Genomic DNA, 17,489 nt, shown 5'->3' on the forward strand with positions numbered 1-17,489 from the left:
CGGCTCAGGTCGGGAACGTCAGCGTCCCCAGCTCGGTAGGTGCACTCGTCGTCGGCCTCCTCTGTCCCGCGATTCCCGAAACGAACGCCGGGAACAATGCCCCACGGACCAGGGCCGGACAAGGGCTCCGAACCCCCATTTTCGAGCCGTTGGACGACCGCGGGCAGATGGGTGTCCGACGGCGGGAACTTGGGGGCTGTACACCCATGTGTGACCGTGCGGACACTGCCACGGTGAGCACGTGCATTCCCCTGTCGCTCCTGGACTGCCCGTCTCAGCTCACTCGGTGCTGGACGTCGTTCCGCAGCTGCCCGGTCAGTCGGCTGCGGCCGCGCTCCGGGAGACCTCGGAGGTGGCACAGGCCGCCGACGACCTCGGGTACCGCCGGTTCTGGGTGGGGGAGCAACACGGCGTCCGAGGCGTCGGCGGCGCGGTACCGGCCGTACTCGCAGCGATCCTGGCCGCGCGGACCGACCGGATCCGGCTGGGCGCCGGCGGTGTGCTCCTGACCAACCACCAGCCGCTCGTGGTCGCAGAGCAGTTCGCCGCGCTGGCAGCGGCGTACCCGAGCCGGATCGACCTCGGCGTGGGTCAGCAGTTCGGCATGGCACCCAGTACGGCGGCCGCACTCGGCGGTGCCGCTCGGGACGCGTTCCCGCAGCGGCTGGACGAGCTGTGCGGATTCCTTCGGGACGGACTGCCCGGCCGAGCACCTGTCGGCGACGTACGGCTCGCACTGGCCGGACTGCCGCCACCGGTGTTCGTACTGGCTGATCAGCCGGGTGCTGCCGTGACTGCCGCCGTACGTGGGTTGCCTGTGTTCCTTGCGCATCACTCCGCGTCCGCGGTGACGGCCGCGGCGTTGACGGCGTACCGGGATCACTTCGAGCCGACCGGTACCACGGTGAAGCCGTACGTCGCTCTCACGGTCGGTGTGGTCGCGGCCGACTCGGAGGAGGAGGCGATCATCCGGTTCGCCGAGTACGTGCGAGTGAAGACGCGCCTTGGTACGGCGGGACCGCGAGCGACACCCGCTGAGTTGATGATGCTCCTGGAGCAACCATTGACCGGACGAGAGCGCGGACGAGCCGAACGGATGCTGGACGACTCCGGCACCATCGTGGGCTCCCGGGCGACCGTGGTGTCCGAACTCGGTGAACTGGTGGCCGACACCGCCGCCGACGAGATCATGCTGGTCCCGCTCGCCTTCGACGGCCTGGTCCGATCCGCCATCCTGCGCACCATCGCCGCCGGCCTGACCCGCATGGTCCGCACCATCCCCAGGCACGCTCCACCCCTGATAGCCACGGCTTAGGCCGTGGCTGATGGTCCCGCGCCACGGCCTAGTCTGGGTAGAGCCGACTAGCGAAAGGCAGGCCCATGTCAGGGGAGCGGGAAGTCGTCGAGGCGTGTCCGACCGAGCTGTTCATCGGGGGTAAGTGGGTAGCGGCCGAGGGAGGCAAGACTCTCGCGGTCGAGGACCCGGCCACCGGTACGACGATCTGCGACGTGGCCGATGCCAGTCCGGCCGACGGCAAGGCCGCGCTGGACGCAGCGGTGGCAGCGCAGGCGGACTGGGCCGCCACCCCGCCCCGCGAGCGTGGCGAGATCCTGCGCCGGACCTACGAGCTGATGACCGAGCGGGCCGACGAGCTCGCGCTGCTGATGACGCTGGAGATGGGCAAGCCGGTTGCGGAGTCCAAGGGCGAGATCGCCTACGCGTCCGAGTTCTTCCGCTGGTTCGCCGAAGAGGCGGTCCGGATCGACGGCGGCTACCAGGTCGCGCCGAACGGCAAGGGCCGCTTCCTGGTGATGCGGCAGCCGGTCGGCCCGTGCCTGCTGATCACGCCGTGGAACTTCCCGGCCGCGATGGGTGCTCGCAAGATCGGTCCCGCCGTCGCCGCGGGCTGCACCATGGTGATCAAGCCGGCCTCCCAGACGCCGCTGTCGATGCTCAAGCTGGCCGAGCTGATGACCGAGGCCGGACTGCCGGCCGGTGTGCTCAACGTGATCACCACGCACGACTCGGGTGGCGTGATGGAGCCGCTGATCCGCGACGGCCGAGCGCGCAAGCTGTCCTTCACCGGCTCGACCGAGGTCGGCCGGAAGCTGATCGAGCAGGCCGCCGAGCAGGTGCTGCGGACGAGCATGGAGCTGGGCGGCAACGCGCCGCTGCTGGTGTTCGCCGACGCCGACCTGGACAAGGCGGTCGACGGCGCGATGCTGGCCAAGATGCGCAACGGCGGCGAGGCCTGTACGGCGGCCAACCGGATCTACGTGCAGGCGCCGGTGATGGCGGAGTTCGCGGCCCGGCTGACCGAGCGGATGGCCGCGCTGACGGTCGGCCGCGGGACGGAGGACGGTGTCGACGTCGGCCCGTTGATCGACGCGACGCAGCGGGACAAGGTGCGAGAGCTCGTCGACGACGCGGTCGACCAGGGCGCCCGGGCGCTGACCGGCGGGTCGATTGCCGAGGGCAACGGGTACTTCTACCCGCCGACGGTGCTCGCCGACGTTCCGAAGAGTGCGCGCCTGCAGAAGGAGGAGATCTTTGGCCCGGTCGCGCCGCTGACCGCCTTCGAGACCGAGGACGAGGCGGTCCGGATGGCGAACGATACGGAGTTCGGCCTGGTCTCGTACCTGTTCACCAACGACCTGACCCGCGCGCTCCGGGTCTCCGAAAAGCTCGAGACCGGGATGATCGGACTCAACCAAGGCATCGTCTCCAACCCGGCAGCACCTTTCGGCGGCGTCAAGCAATCCGGCCTGGGACGTGAGGGCGGCACGGTCGGCATCGACGAGTACCTGGACATCAAGTACGTCGCCATCAACGTCGACTGATGATTCATCCAGCCAGTAACTGCGTGACGGTCACAAGCTCGTAGCCACAGGCCCGAAGCGCCTTCACGATCGGGCCTACGGCTTCGGCGGTGTACGGCGCGTTGTCGCCGCCGTGCATGTGGAGGACGACGATCGAGCCGTTGCGGACATTGGACAGCACCTGCTTGACGATCGGGGCGGACGACTTCGCGAAGCCGTCCGCGCCCGGTACGTCGAGGCCGACCGCGGTCACTCCGGCCGGCGCCAGCTCATGCAGTGCGGTCCCGTCGTAACACCCGCCGGGGAACCGGAACCACCTGGTCGCGTGCGGGTCCAACTGATCCAGCTGTACGACGGCCCGCCGTACATCCGCCAGCATGTCCTCGCGGGGAACCGTGCCGAGCGTGTAGCAGTGCTTGGTGAAACCGCGGTGGTCGTAGGTGTGCGTACCGAGCTCGAACAACGGATCGGCGGCCAGCTCTCGGGTGACGTCCGGATACTGCTCCATCCACATGCCGGTGAGGAACATCGTCGCCGGCACGTGCATGGCGCGCAGTTCGTCGATCAAAGCCTTGTTGTAGTAGGAGTGCACCTTCCCACTCAGCAAGCGGCGTCGCATGAGTGCGGTGAGGTCGGCGTCGAACGTCAACGCCACTCTCGGCTTGTCACGGGGGCCATGCTGAACCACCGGCATGAGGTTGGCCTGGTGTGACTCTCCAGGGTGCCGCGCTGGCGCAGTCGTTGGGTTCACCGAGGTCCGCAGGACGGTCGGCGCACTACTGGGCCTTGGTGAGGCGGTCACCACACCAGTTGACGGCTCTGTGTCGCTACAGCCAGCAGCTACCAGAATTAACCCAGCCAGCACCGCGATCGGCTTCCCCCAGTGAAGTCGCACGATTGGCCAGTATGCCTGCCGCCCGGTCTACTCCACGGTCAGGGTCAGCCGCTGGATGCCCCAGTTGTCGGCGGCCGGGCCCGGCGGGAACCAGACGTCCACGATGTCGTCCTTGATCCAGCTGCCGATGTCAGCGGCGTAGCAGTGACCGTAGCCGGGCACCCACAGCCGGGTGCCCCACGGAATGATGCGCGCGTCCACGGCACAGATACCGGTGCCGGCGTTGTACCCGAGTGCCGTCTGGGCGACGTCGTTGTACGCCGACACCCGGTAGTTCAGCGTGGTCCCGGGAGCCGGCGTGAACGCGGCCAGCCGGTTGGACGAGTTCAGCCGGTACGACGTGGTGATCTGACCGATCGACGACGCCGCGGTGTCTTCCGCGGACATCGCGTAGACCTGGTAGTGCGCGCCGGCGCACGGGCTCGCATCCGTTACCTGCAAGGTGGTCTGGCCCCAGTCGCTGATCCACTGCAGCGCCTGACCGTTCTTGAACGCGCGATACGCCTTCGCACCGGCCACCCGGTTGAACGTGAACGTCACCTTCCCGTCCGCGCCGAGCCCACCGTTGATCCCGCTCGGCGCGGGCAGTCGTCCGCTGACGTCGTACGGCGGTGCGGTCGTCCCGTCGCCGTGTCCGCCGGAGATCGGCCGGTCGGGGATCGGTCCGCTGTAGAAGTGCTGACAGGCCGGCAACGCCGCCGAAGCGGTCGCCGGTGCGACGAGAAGGGCGGCGAAGCTGACCAGAACAATGCTCAGAGCACGCAATCGAGGCATAACGACAAGACCTCCAAGGTGGGGCGGGACCATGAGGTTCACCCTCAAGTAGTGGTCCCGCCCCTCACTTAGTCAAGGTCTCGACGTAATTCAGTTCACCAGCTCGTTCGCCGACCGCAGCACCGGTACGCCGACCTGCTCCGGAGCCGCGGCGCCCGTCACGCGGAACGTGTGGCTCTCGCCTGCGGACAACGTGACCAGACACGAGTCCACCCGCGCGGCCGGATCCAGCCGGTCCGGGAACAGCGCCAGATCCTTCGCCAGCGCGGTCGCGGTGACGGCCACGTCGTACCCGTCTTCCGTCGGAGTGACCGCGGCCGTGTACGCGTCGCCGGCCAGCCGCAGTGCCGTGTCCTCGGCGAAGTACCAGTACGCCGTACTGCCGTCGGCGCCGCGCACCTCGAGGTACTCGCGAGCTGGGTCGCCCGCCTTGGCCACCGACTCGGGAAGTGAGCTGAGCACGGCCGACCGTGGCGCGACCTCCAGAACGAAGGTTTCGCGGGCGAGCGCCTCACCACCGTGACCGGTCGACCGCCGTGTAACGGTCACCTCGCCGGTCCACGCCGAGTCGGTGTCGTTGTGCGCGGCAACGACCAGCTCGTTCTCCCGCGGCTGCACGGTCAGCAGGCGATCGGCGTACACGCGCTTCAGTGCGAACCACAACGGCTTGCGGATCCCGTGGCCGTCGACCGCGGCCCACGAAACCACCGGCCAGTTGTCGTTCAGCTGCCATACCACCGCACCGGTGTTCAACGGGAACAGGCTGCGGAAGTGCTCGATGCCGTAGATGATCGCCCGGGCCTGGTTCAACTGGGTCGTCCAGTGCCAGTCATCGATGTCTTTCCACCGCGGCAGGTGATCCCCGAGCCCACGCTCCAGCTTGAGGTTTCCCTCGAACGCCTTCTGGTGCACGAGCATCTGCTCGCCGTACGGATCCAGCGGCGAGTCATGCACCACGGAGACCAGCGTCGACCAGGCCGGCGGCCCCTGGAACCCGAACTCCGACACGAACCGCGGCTTGTACTTGCGATAGGTCGTGTAGTCCACCTGGTTCCACACGTCCCAGATGTGCATGGTCCCGTGGCGCTCGTCGTTCGGGTGGATGAAGTGGTCGTAGGAGTACGGGCTACCCGGAGAGTACGGCGTCCGCGGATCGAGTTCGGCCACCACGCGCGGCAGCAGGTCGAAGTAGTACCCCTCACCCCACGCGCGTCCGGCCAGCGGCACCCGCCAGCTCCACTCGACGTACCCCCAGATGTTCTCGTTGTTGCCGTTCCACACCGCGAGGCTCGCGTGCTTGCTCAGCCGCGTGACCGCCTCCCGCGCCTCGGCCTCCACCTCACTGCGCAGGGGCTCGTCCTCCGAGTACGCCGCACACGCGAAGAGGAAGTCCTGCCAGACAAGGATTCCGAGCTCGTCGCAGATGTCGTAGAAGGCTTCGCTCTCGTAGATTCCGCCGCCCCAGACGCGCAGCAGGTTCATCCCCGCGTCGACCGCGTCCTGAATGCTGGTGCGGTAGGTGTCCGGGCTCAGCCGGGTCACGAACGCGTCGTCCGGGATCCAGTTGGCGCCGCGCACATAGATCGGCTTGTCGTTCACCGACAGGACGAACGGCGTCCCGTCGTTGTCCGGTGCAACGTTCATCGAGATGGTTCGGAACCCGACCCGACCCGACCAGCCGTCCTGGTCGATCAGCGTGACAACCACGTCGTACAAGGGCTGTTCGCCGTGTCCGCGCGGCCACCACAGGTTCACTGCGTCGACCGTCGAGACGAGTTCGACGCTCTCGGTGCCAGCGGCAACTGTCGCCGTCTGCTGCGTACCACCGACCTCGACCGTGACCGTCGCGTCGGCGCTCGCGTCGGCCCACGCGAGCGTGACGTGAGTGGTCAGGACGCCCTGATCGCCATCGACACCGGCCAGCGGCCGGACCGTGTCGATGCGTACGCCGGACCACGACTCGATCCGGATCGGTCGCCAGATACCGACGGTCGCGACGTCGGGTCCCCAGTCCCAGCCGAAGTTCGACGCCATCTTCCGCAACTCGTTGTACGGATGGAGGTTCGTGTGCGGCCAGTCGCCGACCTTCGCCCGGATCGCCTCGGCCTCGGTCACCGGACCGGCGAACTCGATCACCAGCTCGTTGTCACCGGCAACCAAGACGTCGGTGACGTCGAACCGGTACGAGCGGTGCTGGTTCGCGGTCCGGGCGATCTCGCGGCCGTTCAGCGTTACCGTGGCGACCGTGTCGAGGCCTTCGGCCACCAGTTCCTGACGGGTGTTGCCGTCCGGAGCCCAGCTGAACTCGGTCCGGTAGCGCCACGACGTACGCCCGATCCACGCCAGCGCGGACTCGTTGTCACCGTCGAACGGATCCGGGATCTCGCCGGCCGCGAGCAGATCGGTGTGCACCTCACCGGGCACGGTGGCGGCGATCGACTTCCCGATCACACCGTCCGGCGTGGGACCCTGCACCGCGGTGACGGTCCACGCGGAGCCGCCGTCGGTGGTCAGCGGGACGAGATTTGGGGTTGTCACAGGCGTCTCCAAATGAACCGGTTTAGTTGAAGCGCACTGCTCCGCGCAGGAACGAGGAACAGTGATGTCAGTCTTCCAGCACGACCCGGCGCCACAGGTCCGCGATCGCGCGATGCCCTGTGGCGGAAGGGTGCACCCCGTCACCGGCCAGCGTGGCCGCGCCGGCGGTCGAGGCCTGCCGGTTCAGCTCGGCATCGGCCGGCACCAGGATGGCGCCGTACTCGACGGCCAGCTTCCGGACCACCTCGAGCTTCGGGTCGAGGTCCTCGCGCCACTCCTCCTGCCCGGCCTTGACCGGCAGCAGGAACGGCTCGATCAGTACGACCGGACAGGTGAGCGGATCGAGCATCGCCCGGCAGGACGTCTCGAAGGACTCGGCCGTCGTCGGGTCGTTCTCGTCGTACCGCCGCCAGGTGTCGTTGATCCCGATCAGGATCGACACCACCGACGGCTCGTGGGCGAGCACGTCCGTGGACCACCGGCCGGCCAGATCGGCTGCCCGGTTGCCACTGATGCCGACATTGACGATCCGCGGCCGGCGCGGGCCGAGGTCGTCGTACAGATTGCGCACGTAGCCGTCGCCGAGCCCGTCGGGGTCCGTACGACGGCCGCAGTCGGTGACCGAATCCCCGGCGAACACCACGGTTCGCCGGGGATCGAGGAGCATCGTGGTCACAGAGTGGCCGCGGTGACGTCCCAGTCGTCCGGCAGGATCGCCGCGACCTCGACCGTACTGGTCACGTCGACGAACGCGCCGGTGTCGATCGACTCGGTGATGGACGACATCACGTCGACGATGTGGAACGCCAGCGCCCCGGTGGCCCGGTGCGGCCGGTCGGCCCGGATCGCCCGCGCCATCTCCAGTACGCCGGTGCCACGCTGAGCCACCGCCTTGGTCTCGGCGATGGTCTCCCACTCGTCGGCACCCCGGCGGCGGATCTTGATCTCACCGTCGAACCCGTTCGGGTCCGGCACGGCCAGCGTCGCGTCGGAGCCGGTGATCTCGACGAACCCGCCCCGCGACAGCGGCGAGTCGAAGCTGAAGATGCTCTGCGACGACTGCCCCGACTCGAACCGCGCGATCGTGCTGACGTGGGTCGGCACGGTCACGTCGAAGTCGGTGCCCGCCAGCGGACCCGACCCGATCGTGCGCTTCTCCCGCGACTTCGAGCCGAGCCCGGCGACCGCGGCGACCGGACCGAACAGCTGCACCAGCGTGGTCAGGTAGTACGGGCCGATGTCCCACAGCGGACCCGCACCCTCCTGGAACAGGAACGCCGGGTTCGGGTGCCAGGACTCCGGGCCGGGCGACTGCATCAGGGTGAGCGCGGTCAGCGGCGCACCGATGTCACCGCGCTCGATGATGCGACGCGACTCCTGCAGGCCCGGACCCAGGATGGTGTCGGGTGCGCAGCCCAGCCGCACGCCCGCGTCCTGGGCCGTCGACAGCAGCTTCAGGCCGCTGTCCTGGTCCAGCGAGAACGGCTTCTCGCTCCACACATGCTTGCCTGCGGCAACCGCTGCCAGGGCCACCTCGACGTGCGCGACCGGGATGGTCAGGTTGACCACGATCTCGACGTCGGGGTTGTTCAGCACCGCGTCGGGACCCCCGTGGGTCTCGATGCCGTACTGCTCGGCCTTCTCCTTCGCCGCCTCCGGCCGGAGGTCGCCGATCGCGACCACCTTCAGATCGGGGAAGCTCTGCATGCTCTTGATGTAGGCGTCGGAGATCACTCCGGCGCCGATCACACCAACGCCGACTGCGGTCATTCGGGCGCTCCCTCACCGGTGAGGAAGGTGTAGCTGCCCTCGACCGCGTCGAAGATCTCGCCGGTGAAGTCGTCGAGCTCGACGACCCGCAGCGCGTTCGGTGCGGCCGCCAGAATGTCCCGCACCGCGATCACGCCGGCGCCGACCGCGACCTGGGCCTTGTTGTCCAGGGTCCCGTCGCCGTCCTTGACGTGGATCGCCTTCACCCGGTCGCCGAACTTGCCGAGCAGTGCCGGTACGTCGGCACCGCCGACGGCGGCCCAGTAGGTGTCCACCTCGAGGATCACGTCGTCGGACAGGTTGTCCGCCAGGATCTCCAGCGCGTGCACGCCGCCGATCTTCGACTCGAGCTCGAACTGGTGGTTGTGGTACCCGACCGTGATGCCGTGGTCGGCGGCCTCGATGGCGGCCTTGTTCAGCCCGTCGGCGATGACCTTGATGTCGTCGGCCGACTGCCAGCGCGCGGGGTCGGTGTGCGGGTCGATCACCGTGGTGATGCCGAGCCGCTGCGCGGCGGCGTAGATCGGGGCGCTGTCCTCACGGAGCAGGCCGGCGTGGGTGGTGGGAGCCGAGAGTCCGTGCTTGGGCAGCGCCTCGGCGAGACGGTCCGCGAAGGCGGTGACACCGAAGGGCTCGACCTTCGTGTAGCCGATCTGCGCGATGCGGGCCAGGGTGGCGTCGAAGTCCTCTTCGAGCTTGCCCCGGACCGTGTACAACTGGAGGGACAGGTTGTCCACTGCGACCATGGTTTCTCCTCGTCGCCGACGCCTCGCCCGCTGCCCTGGGGTTCACGCCGACTGATAAGCCGAACCGGTTAAGTAACGACGGCAACGGTATCCCACCCGCCCCCGCCCACACCACCCTCCGCCCAACCACTGGGCGGTCACCAGCCACATTTCGCGGCAGGCTGAAGTTCTGATCAAGCGGTTACTCTGTGCGCTTGAATGCTGACACGGCGTAGAAATCGGCGCACACTGGAGGATTCCGGACCGACCGTCGGCGGTCCGGCTGCCCGTGAGGAGTCCGTTGTGTCCCGAGTGACCATCAAAGAGATCGCCCGCCGGTGCGGGGTCTCCCAAGGCGCGTGTCGTACGCGCTGAACAATCAGCCCGGCGTTTCCGAAGCCACCCGGGCCAGGGTCCTGAAGGTGGCCGCGGAACTCGAGTGGGTGCCCAACCGCGCAGCCCGGCAGTTGTCCGCGGAGCGCCGGGTGGACGGCGTGATCGTGGTCGACCCGCGGGTGGCCGACCCGCGCATCCCGCTGCTGCGGAAGCTGGGCCTGCCGGCCGTGCTGGTCGGCGATCCGGCACTCGCCGACGGGATGCCGTGCGTGTGGACCGACGGTACGGCGGCGATGAACGCGGCACTCGATCTGATGGCGGTTGCCGGCCTGTCCGTCGTCCAGGGACAAGGTCTGCATACGCCGGCCGACGTCACGCTCGTCGCCTGGGACGACTCAACCCTGTGCCGGATCACCCACCCGACGCTGACCGCCCTGAGCCACAACATCGTCGGCTACCGCGCCGAGGTAACCCGCCGCCTCCTAGATCTCCTCGACGGAGCCACCCCCCAGGCGCACCTCTACTCCACCCCCCTCCTCATCATCCGAGACGCCTCAGGACCGCCTGCCTAACAGGCTGTCACCGTGACTGGGACGCCGTTGACTGCGGCTGTGCCTCCGACGGGGTCGGTGAGGTCGGCGTCGGTGATGTCGTTCGCGCTGGGGCCGGCTACCTGGTTGGCGACGGTGAGGCGGGCGCCGGGGCGGTTGTGGCCGAAGCCGTGCGGGAGGCTGACCACGCCCGGCATCATGTCGTTGCTTGCGGCAACCTCCACCGCGACCGAGCCGGCCGTCGACGTCACCGTGACCAGTTGCCCGTCGGTCAGGTCGCGTTTGGCCAGGTCTTCCGGGTTCATCAGGAGCTGATGCCGCGGCTTGCCCTTCACCAGCCGGGCCGAGTTGTGCATCCACGAATTGTTGTTCCGCAGATGCCGCCGCCCGATCAGCAGCAACTCGCCGTCGTTCCCGGTCGCCAGCGCGTCCAGCCGCGGCAGATCGTCCAGGATCATCCGCTGGGCCAGATCGATCCGCTTGGATTTGTGATGCAGAGCCCCGGGCAACGCGGGCTGCAGCGGCCCGAGGTCGATCCCACCCGGCGACTTCCGCAGTTTCGCCAGCGACAGCCGGTACGGTCCGATCCGCAGTCCGAGGTCGACGATCCGCCGCGGCGACATCCGCAGCCGCGCCGTGGCCTCGATCCGCCGCCGGCTCCACGACGTACGCCGTACGAAAGCCAGCCCGAGGTCGCGGAAGATCTCCCAATCGTGCCGCGCCTCGGCGGGCTTCGGCAGTACGGCGTCGTTCCAGCGCGCGGTGTTGCGTACGGCGAGTTGGTGGAAGATCACGTCGTAGTGGTCGCGCTCGAGCGGTGGCGCGGGCGGCAGGATCACGTCCGCGTGCCGAGTGGTCTCGTTGATGTACGGATCGACCGCGACCATGAAGTCGAGCGTGTCCAGGGCCTCGTCGAGCTTGCGGCCGTTCGGCGTGGACAGCACCGGGTTGCCGGCCACCGTCACCATCGCGCGGATCCGCCCGTCACCCGGCGTCAGGATCTCCTCGGCCATCGTCGACACCGGCAGCTCACCGCCGAACTCGGGCAGCCCGCGGACCCGGCTCGACCACACCCCGAGATGTCCGCGCCCGAGACCGAGCAAGGCGTTCACGGCCGGCCGCGGGAACATCGTCCCGCCGGGCCGGTCGAGGTTGCCGGTGATGATGTTGAGCACCTGGATCGCCCACTGGCAGACCGCGCCGAACTGCTGCGTCGACACCCCGACCCGCCCGTAGACGGCGGCTCGGTCGGAGGTCGCGAACTCATCGGCGATCCGCCGGATCACGTCCGCGCCGATCCCCGTGATCCCGGCCGCGCGTTCGGCCGTCCAGGACTCGACCGCGGACTCGACGGCTTCGAAACCGTCGACGTACGCCGCCGGCCGCGCGTGCCCGTCCTCGGTCACCTGATGGATCAGCGCGAGCAGAAAGGCAGCGTCGGTGCCCGGCCGAACGAAGTGGTGCTCATCGGCGACCGCCGCGGTCTCGGTCCGGCGCGGGTCGATGACGACGACCTTGCCGCCGCGCTTCCGCAGCTCCTTGAGCCGCCGACCGAACCCGGGCGCGGTCATCATGCTGCCGTTCGACGCGAGCGGGTTGGCGCCGAGCATCAGCAGGTACGACGTCCGGTCGATATCCGGTACGGCGACCATCAGCTGATGCCCGTAGAGCAGGTACGACGCCAGCATGTGCGGAAGCTGGTCGATCGAGGTCGCGCTGAACCGGTTCCGCGTCCGGAGCTGCCGCATCATCGTCGGCAGGTGGGTGAGCGCGCCGAGACTGTGCACGTTCGGGTTGCCGAGGTAGACGCCGACCGCGTTCCGGCCGTACTCCTTCTGGATGCCGGTGAGCTTGTCGACCACGAGCTCGTACGCCGCCGCCCATCCGATCTCCTGCCATCCGTCGGGCGTCCGTCGTACCGGCGTGGTCAGGCGGTCGGGGTCGTCCTGGAGGTCACGCAGCGCGACCGCCTTCGGGCAGATGTGACCGCGGGAGAGCGGGTCCGACTCGTCGCCGCGAATGTCGATCACCCGGCCGTCGTCGACGGTCACGAGCACACCGCAGATCGCTTCACACAGGTTGCACGAGGTCCGCCGTACTGTGGTCGCCATCCAGCCAAACTACCCTCGGGTAGCCCCGCTCGCCATTACTCGAAGCGGGCCTCGTCGAGGCGTCCGAGGATGGCGTCGACCGTCTCACCGGGGGACAGGTCGGAGTTGTCGAGCCAGAGTCCGCGGCGCGGACTGAACGCGTGCAGCTCGTAGTCGAGCTCGTCGACCAGATGGTGGGCCCCGCCGAGCCTTCCGGAGATCACCTCGGGCCGCGGCGTCAGTACGACGAGGTAGCGCGGGCGGGTCCGGATCCCGTCGAGGAACTCTCTGAGCAGTTCGCCGATCACCACGTCTTCGAGAACCACGGTGAAGCCGGCGTCGGCGTACCCGTCGGCGACTGTGCAGGCCAGCCGGTAGCGGAGCTGGAGCTGACGCTGGGCCTCGGCCATGTCGTCGCGCATGGAGGCCTGACCGCTGACGATCATCCGGCGGAAAACATCGCCGCGAAGATGGACGCCGTACTGGAATCTCTCGGCCAGCACTTGGGAAACCGTCGACTTCCCGGCCGCCATGATTCCACTGACGACGATCACCCCCTCGGATTCCATGCTGGTGATCGTGCCACGCGGCGCGGGGTTTTAGTCAGGTCTCCTCGAATCTTGTCTGTAACTGGACAGAAAACCTTGGTGAGCAAGGGTTTTCAGGCCAGGAGCGACTCGATGTGGTGCCGGAGAAGCTGCCGGACCCGGGCCGGGGTGGTGCGGTCGGGCTGGATCGTCGCGTGCAGGGAGAGACCGTCGATCACGGCATGCAAGCGCTCGACCTCGCGGCGTAGATCGAGACCGTCCCGCAAGGTCCCGGACTGCGCGAGTGCCTGCAGCAGTGACTCGCACAGTTGACGCAGTCCGTTGTGCACTTTGTCGACGTGTTCGTGCAGGGTGCCGGTGCCGGATTCGGCCTGGGCCTGGGCCATGAATGCGAGCCAGACGTCGAACTCGGCACGGCGTTCGGCGTCGAGGGGGAGCGCCTCCTCGAGGTAGCGCAGCACGATCGACAGCGCGCTGCCCTTGGGGTCGAGGGCGTCGATCCGCTCGGTCACGCGGCGGGTGACCAGATCCATCGCGAAGCTGAGTAGACCGTCCTGGTCCGGAAAGTAGTACCGGACGGCGCCCGCCGACCAGCCGGCCTCGGCGGCGATGGTCCGGACCGAGGCTGCGCGGATGCCGTCGCGGCGAACCACCCGCCAGAGCGCTTCGGCGATCTCCTCACGGCGGGTCTCGTGGTCGACGATCTTCGGCATGTGGTCCTTTTTAGCACAGCCGTGTTAGAGTCGTTTTACAACACAATCGTACTGAAACAACGCGGGAGGGTGAACCACTGTGCTGCTCGCTGTGATCGCCGCATGTGAGGTCGGCTTCTGGGTCCTGCTCGCCGCCGGTCTGGTGACGCGCTACCTGCTCCGGCTGCCGAAGGCGGGCATGGTCCTGCTGGCCGCCGTACCGCTGGTCGATGTGGTGATGCTGGTCGCCGGCGTGATCGACATCCACCGCGGCGGGGAGCCGTCGTTCAAGCACTCACTGGCCGCGATCTTCATCGGTGTCAGCGTCGGCTTCGGCCATCAGACGCTGAAGTGGGCGGACAAGTGGGCCGCGCACTACCTCGGCGGTGCGCCGCGCCCGGTCAAGCCGCCGAAGCGCGGTCCGGAGCGCGCTCGCCGCGAGCGTGCCGGCTGGTATCGCCACCTCCTCGCGTACGTCGTCGGCGTCGGCATCATGATCGGCCTCGGCCTGCTGTCCGGACGCGGGTACGACGCCGCCCTCGGGCCGGCATGGACCTGGACGATCGTGCTGGTGATCGACGCGATCGTCTCGTTCAGCTACTCGTTCGACGGCGCGGAGGCGGAGACCCGGGAGAAGGAGTCTGTCTGACGTCCCGGGTCGGAGCGGTCACTCGTCGTACATTCCCATCATGACGACGGTTGGGCGGATCTGGGCCGCGGTGACGGCGGCGGTCGTGGTGTGCGGGATCGTCGTACAACTGGTGGTGACCGCGAACGGGCACGAGGGCTTCTTCCCGGACAACCCGGATCGGGTGTTCAACGTGTTCGCGTACTTCACGATCCAGTCGAACCTGCTGCTCGGCGGGACCACGCTGATGCTGGCACTGCAGGCGGATCGTCCGCAGAGCACGCTGTTCAAGACGTTGCGGCTGAACGGGGTGCTCTGCATCGCCGTGACCGGGATCGTCTACCACCTGGTGCTGGCGAGTCAGGACGAGCCGCGCGGGTGGGCGGCCGTGGCCAACTTCCTGCTGCACACGGCGGCTCCCGTGATCGGGGTCTTGGGCTGGCTGCTGTTTGGGCCACGCGGACTCACCGATCGGCGGATCGTCTCGTGGTCGATCGTGTACCCGCTGCTGTGGTTGGTGTTCACGCTGGTCCGCGGTGAGTTCGTCGGGTTCTACCCGTATCCGTTCGTGAACGTCGACGAGCACGGGTACGGACGGGTCCTGCTGAACTGTCTGCTGGTCGCGATACTCTTCCTGGCTCTGGCGGCCGGGGCGACGTACCTCGACCGCCGATTGCGCCGGAGGACAACCGTCGAAAGGTAGACCTGTGCTGGTGACCTCGCGCTCGTACGCCGAGTACGAAGCGATGTTCGATCTGAAGGAACTCCCCGAGTCCGTGCTCGACTGCTGCGCGGGTGGTGCGAGCTTCACCGCCGAGGCCGCGGCCCGTGGCGTGGACGCGATCGCCGCCGATCCGGCGTACGAGCTCGATCACCCCGAGCTCGTCGACACGGTCCGGCGCAGCCTGCCGGCCACCGCCGGGATCGTGGACGAGCACCAGGGGAGCTTCGTCTGGCACTGGTACGGGTCGCCGGAGCGCAAGGATCAGTATCGGATCGAGGCCGCCGACTCCTTCCTGCAGGATGTCGCCGCAGCCCCCGAGCGCTACGTCGCCGCGGGGTTGCCGGAGCTGCCCTTCGGCGACCGTCGCTTCGAGCTGGTGCTGTGCTCGCATCTGTTGTTCACCTGGGCAGACAAGTACGACCGCGGCTGGCATGAAGCGGCGCTGCGCGAGCTGATCCGGGTGAGCAGCGCCGAGGTCCGGATCTTCCCGCTGGTGATGCAGGGAGCCGGCGAGCCGGTGCCGTACCTGCGGGAGATGCTGGACGCGCTGGACGGGGTCACCTGGGAGATCCGCAAGGTGCCCTACGAGTTCCAGGTGGGCGCCGACGAGATGCTGGTCATCAGCCGCGCGGAGTAGCACTGACGTTTGGTGCTTCCCACCCGTTCGCGATCACGGATGAGTTGAGCACTCACCCGCCACGAGGGGTGGGAAGCGCCAAACGCCAGGGGCGTGTCAGGCTGGCCGGGGTGCCGAGGGTCAGCCGGGTTGTGAGGGTCGGCCAGGTGGTGAGGGCCGGCCGGGCGGTGGGAGGACGGTCTACCGCCACCCGACCGGTCGGCTCAGGCGCGGACGACTAGCGCAGGTACTTGCCGCAGACGGGCCAGGGGGCGGCGCCGCGCTGGGCGTAGAGCTTCTTCGCGCGGCTCAGCTGCTCGGCCGCCGACGCCTTCGCCGGGTTGCCGGAGCCGCCGACGCTGCGCCACGTCTGCAGGTCGAACTGGAACAGCCCGTAGTACCCAGCCGGGTTGACGGCCCGCGGGTTCCCACTGGACTCGCAGTTCGCGACCTTGGCCCACGCGCCGCTGAGGTTGGCCTTGGCGCTCGACGCCGGGCGGTCCTGGGACCGGCTGGACCGGACCTTGCGCTCGGTCTTGCGGACCTTCTTCGTCTCGACCTTCTGCGCGGTGACCTTCTTCGCGGTGACCTTCTTCTTCTGGGGAGCGGTGGCCTTCTTCACGCCGTCCAGCGACAGGGTCTGCCCGATCAGGATCAGGTCCGGGTCCTTGAGGTTGTTGATCTTCGCCAGGTGATGCCAGTCGGCACCGTTGGCCTGGGCGATTTCGGAGAGGGTGTCGCCGGCCTTGACCTTGTAGTCGGCCGCGAACGCACCGCCGGCACCGGCCGCGGTGATACCGGCCCCGAGACCGGCAATGGAGAGGGTCCGAACTACCCGGCGCGTACTTCGCCGGGGGCGCGCATGTCGAGCCTTGGACATCAGAAAAGCGCTCCTCGTGAGCTGGGCATGGTGGAACGCACCAGGCCCCCCGTCAGGGGATGGGGGCATCCGGGCAGGTCACAGGACAGCGTCCGAATGGTCACGCCACGGTAACGACGCGACCCGAGTCATCCTGTGCGACCTTGGGCCGAAGCGCAAGGCCAATCCGGCAATCTGCCCCAGGTTTTTTCGGTGCCTTGAGGTAGCGAAAGCCCAACAACAGAACGGTTTCCACCTCGACACGCCGATGGTTTGGGGCCCGCCGGACCGGGGTAGTCGAGCGTTTGAACCGATCGGTTTCTCACCGCCGGAAGTAGCGCTCGGGGACCAGCTCGACGGTGAGTTTCCGGATGGTGTCCTGGTCGTCTGGCGGCCAGGATTCCCAGACTTCGCGGGCCCAGGTGATCAGCGCGCTCTCCACGTCATCCGCGGTGAGTACGTCGTACGCCGTGAGCCGGCCGACCGTCGCGGGTGGGGTCATGGCGGGCCAGTCGTCGTACGCGTTGGCCATGATGCCGTGGGCCGTGCGGACGTCGATGTTGCCGGATCCGCGCTCGAGGTACATATAGAGGCCGTTCAGCGCGAATACCGGGCCGATCCGTGGGGCGTCCGGGCTGACGTGCTGAGCGCCGTACGCGTCGATCCGGAGCTGGTGCAGGTAACCGAGCTGGGCGGAATGCTCGACCTCGTAGCCGAGCAGCTGTCCGGCGACCTCCAGGCACTCGGCTGAGGCGTTGTACTTCGCCTCGCCCGGCCACTCCGATCGCGGGAGTACGGCGCGGCAGCCGGGGCAAACCGTAGAGTTATGCGTGCCATCCGGGGAGTTCACTCGTTGATCGAAGCACGGGCACCGCCGTCCGGCAGCTGGTTTTCGCCGCCGCGACGCGCTGACCGGCGGATGA

The 17,489-nt window shown here is 68.2% G+C and carries 17 protein-coding genes; 6 read left to right on the forward strand and 11 right to left on the reverse strand.

Features of this window, described 5'->3' with window-relative positions:
- The first annotated feature begins 286 nt into the window (after positions 1-286).
- Together AB0E63_RS31180 and AB0E63_RS31185 are read left to right on the forward strand one after the other, a co-directional pair.
- Complete coding sequence (locus AB0E63_RS31180; RefSeq protein ID WP_360374212.1) at positions 287-1,315, forward strand: MsnO8 family LLM class oxidoreductase; 1,029 nt, start codon at positions 287-289, stop codon at positions 1,313-1,315.
- A 65-nt stretch (positions 1,316-1,380) separates the two neighbouring features.
- The gene (locus AB0E63_RS31185) at positions 1,381-2,841 is read left to right on the forward strand and encodes an NAD-dependent succinate-semialdehyde dehydrogenase (RefSeq protein WP_360374214.1); all 1,461 of its coding nucleotides are present in this window, start codon (positions 1,381-1,383) and stop codon (positions 2,839-2,841) included.
- A gap of 4 nt (positions 2,842-2,845) precedes the next feature.
- Here AB0E63_RS31185 and AB0E63_RS31190 read toward each other — a convergent pair whose 3' ends face one another.
- The 6 genes from AB0E63_RS31190 to AB0E63_RS31215 all read right to left on the reverse strand — a co-directional run bounded on the left by AB0E63_RS31190 (position 2,846) and on the right by AB0E63_RS31215 (position 9,543).
- Positions 2,846-3,514, reverse strand: coding sequence for a polysaccharide deacetylase family protein (locus AB0E63_RS31190; RefSeq protein ID WP_360374216.1), 669 nt, complete (start codon positions 3,512-3,514; stop codon positions 2,846-2,848).
- Positions 3,515-3,742: 228 nt separating this feature from the next.
- Positions 3,743-4,489 (reverse strand): 3D domain-containing protein, encoded by a 747-nt coding sequence (locus AB0E63_RS31195; protein ID WP_360374218.1) that lies wholly within the window; start codon positions 4,487-4,489, stop codon positions 3,743-3,745.
- 90 nt (positions 4,490-4,579) lie between these two features.
- A complete protein-coding gene (locus tag AB0E63_RS31200) occupies positions 4,580-7,027 on the reverse strand; it encodes a glycoside hydrolase family 2 protein (RefSeq protein WP_360374220.1) in 2,448 nt (815 codons plus the stop codon).
- Between the two features lie 67 nt (positions 7,028-7,094).
- A complete protein-coding gene (locus AB0E63_RS31205; protein WP_360374222.1) occupies positions 7,095-7,694 on the reverse strand; it encodes an SGNH/GDSL hydrolase family protein in 600 nt (199 codons plus the stop codon).
- A 5-nt stretch (positions 7,695-7,699) separates the two neighbouring features.
- Positions 7,700-8,797 (reverse strand): Gfo/Idh/MocA family oxidoreductase, encoded by a 1,098-nt coding sequence (locus AB0E63_RS31210; RefSeq protein WP_360374224.1) that lies wholly within the window; start codon positions 8,795-8,797, stop codon positions 7,700-7,702.
- The gene (locus AB0E63_RS31215; protein ID WP_360374226.1) at positions 8,794-9,543 is read right to left on the reverse strand and encodes a sugar phosphate isomerase/epimerase; all 750 of its coding nucleotides are present in this window, start codon (positions 9,541-9,543) and stop codon (positions 8,794-8,796) included. The genes AB0E63_RS31210 and AB0E63_RS31215 overlap by 4 nt, the downstream gene beginning before the upstream one ends.
- A 338-nt stretch (positions 9,544-9,881) precedes the next feature.
- On the opposite strand from AB0E63_RS31215, the gene AB0E63_RS31220 reads away from it, so the two are divergent.
- Positions 9,882-10,430, forward strand: a complete 549-nt coding sequence (locus tag AB0E63_RS31220; protein WP_360374228.1) for a substrate-binding domain-containing protein — start codon at positions 9,882-9,884, stop codon at positions 10,428-10,430.
- Here the strand turns inward: AB0E63_RS31220 and AB0E63_RS31225 are convergent.
- The 3 genes from AB0E63_RS31225 to AB0E63_RS31235 all read right to left on the reverse strand — a co-directional run bounded on the left by AB0E63_RS31225 (position 10,427) and on the right by AB0E63_RS31235 (position 13,760).
- The gene (locus tag AB0E63_RS31225) at positions 10,427-12,520 is read right to left on the reverse strand and encodes a molybdopterin-dependent oxidoreductase (RefSeq protein WP_360374230.1); all 2,094 of its coding nucleotides are present in this window, start codon (positions 12,518-12,520) and stop codon (positions 10,427-10,429) included. The genes AB0E63_RS31220 and AB0E63_RS31225 overlap by 4 nt on opposite strands.
- Before the next feature lie 35 nt (positions 12,521-12,555).
- Positions 12,556-13,068, reverse strand: coding sequence for an AAA family ATPase (locus AB0E63_RS31230; protein ID WP_360374232.1), 513 nt, complete (start codon positions 13,066-13,068; stop codon positions 12,556-12,558).
- 92 nt (positions 13,069-13,160) lie between these two features.
- Positions 13,161-13,760 (reverse strand): TetR family transcriptional regulator C-terminal domain-containing protein, encoded by a 600-nt coding sequence (locus AB0E63_RS31235; RefSeq protein WP_360374234.1) that lies wholly within the window; start codon positions 13,758-13,760, stop codon positions 13,161-13,163.
- A gap of 79 nt (positions 13,761-13,839) precedes the next feature.
- On the opposite strand from AB0E63_RS31235, the gene AB0E63_RS31240 reads away from it, so the two are divergent.
- From AB0E63_RS31240 to AB0E63_RS31250, 3 genes are read left to right on the forward strand one after another with little or no spacing between them, the layout of a single operon-like run.
- A complete protein-coding gene (locus tag AB0E63_RS31240) occupies positions 13,840-14,388 on the forward strand; it encodes a 2TM domain-containing protein (protein ID WP_360374236.1) in 549 nt (182 codons plus the stop codon).
- 40 nt (positions 14,389-14,428) lie between these two features.
- On the forward strand, positions 14,429-15,070 hold the full coding sequence (locus tag AB0E63_RS31245) for a Pr6Pr family membrane protein (RefSeq protein WP_360374238.1): 642 nt from the start codon (positions 14,429-14,431) through the stop codon (positions 15,068-15,070).
- Between the two features lie 4 nt (positions 15,071-15,074).
- Positions 15,075-15,728, forward strand: coding sequence for a hypothetical protein (locus AB0E63_RS31250; protein WP_360374240.1), 654 nt, complete (start codon positions 15,075-15,077; stop codon positions 15,726-15,728).
- 217 nt (positions 15,729-15,945) lie between these two features.
- Here AB0E63_RS31250 and AB0E63_RS31255 read toward each other — a convergent pair whose 3' ends face one another.
- Both AB0E63_RS31255 and AB0E63_RS31260 read right to left on the reverse strand, forming a co-directional pair.
- On the reverse strand, positions 15,946-16,587 hold the full coding sequence (locus tag AB0E63_RS31255; RefSeq protein WP_360374242.1) for a transglycosylase family protein: 642 nt from the start codon (positions 16,585-16,587) through the stop codon (positions 15,946-15,948).
- Between the two features lie 301 nt (positions 16,588-16,888).
- A complete protein-coding gene (locus tag AB0E63_RS31260) occupies positions 16,889-17,416 on the reverse strand; it encodes a DUF5946 family protein (protein ID WP_360374244.1) in 528 nt (175 codons plus the stop codon).
- Between the last annotated feature and the right edge of the window lie 73 nt (positions 17,417-17,489).

Origin of the sequence: Kribbella sp. NPDC026596 (assembly GCF_040638415.1) — a bacterium.
Classification (GTDB): domain Bacteria; phylum Actinomycetota; class Actinomycetes; order Propionibacteriales; family Kribbellaceae; genus Kribbella.

Bases quoted from the DNA above. Each gene is read 5' to 3' on its own strand.
- AB0E63_RS31210 (WP_360374224.1), bottom strand. From the start codon at position 8,797: ATGACCGCAGTCGGCGTTGGTGTGATCGGCGCCGGAGTGATCTCCGAC.
- AB0E63_RS31235 (WP_360374234.1), bottom strand. From the start codon at position 13,760: ATGCCGAAGATCGTCGACCACGAGACCCGCCGTGAGGAGATCGCCGAA.
- AB0E63_RS31215 (WP_360374226.1), bottom strand. From the start codon at position 9,543: ATGGTCGCAGTGGACAACCTGTCCCTCCAGTTGTACACGGTCCGGGGC.
- AB0E63_RS31190 (WP_360374216.1), bottom strand. From the start codon at position 3,514: ATGCCGGTGGTTCAGCATGGCCCCCGTGACAAGCCGAGAGTGGCGTTG.
- AB0E63_RS31245 (WP_360374238.1), top strand. From the start codon at position 14,429: ATGACGACGGTTGGGCGGATCTGGGCCGCGGTGACGGCGGCGGTCGTG.
- AB0E63_RS31195 (WP_360374218.1), bottom strand. From the start codon at position 4,489: ATGCCTCGATTGCGTGCTCTGAGCATTGTTCTGGTCAGCTTCGCCGCC.
- AB0E63_RS31205 (WP_360374222.1), bottom strand. From the start codon at position 7,694: ATGCTCCTCGATCCCCGGCGAACCGTGGTGTTCGCCGGGGATTCGGTC.
- AB0E63_RS31185 (WP_360374214.1), top strand. From the start codon at position 1,381: ATGTCAGGGGAGCGGGAAGTCGTCGAGGCGTGTCCGACCGAGCTGTTC.
- AB0E63_RS31230 (WP_360374232.1), bottom strand. From the start codon at position 13,068: ATGGAATCCGAGGGGGTGATCGTCGTCAGTGGAATCATGGCGGCCGGG.
- AB0E63_RS31225 (WP_360374230.1), bottom strand. From the start codon at position 12,520: ATGGCGACCACAGTACGGCGGACCTCGTGCAACCTGTGTGAAGCGATC.
- AB0E63_RS31255 (WP_360374242.1), bottom strand. From the start codon at position 16,587: ATGTCCAAGGCTCGACATGCGCGCCCCCGGCGAAGTACGCGCCGGGTA.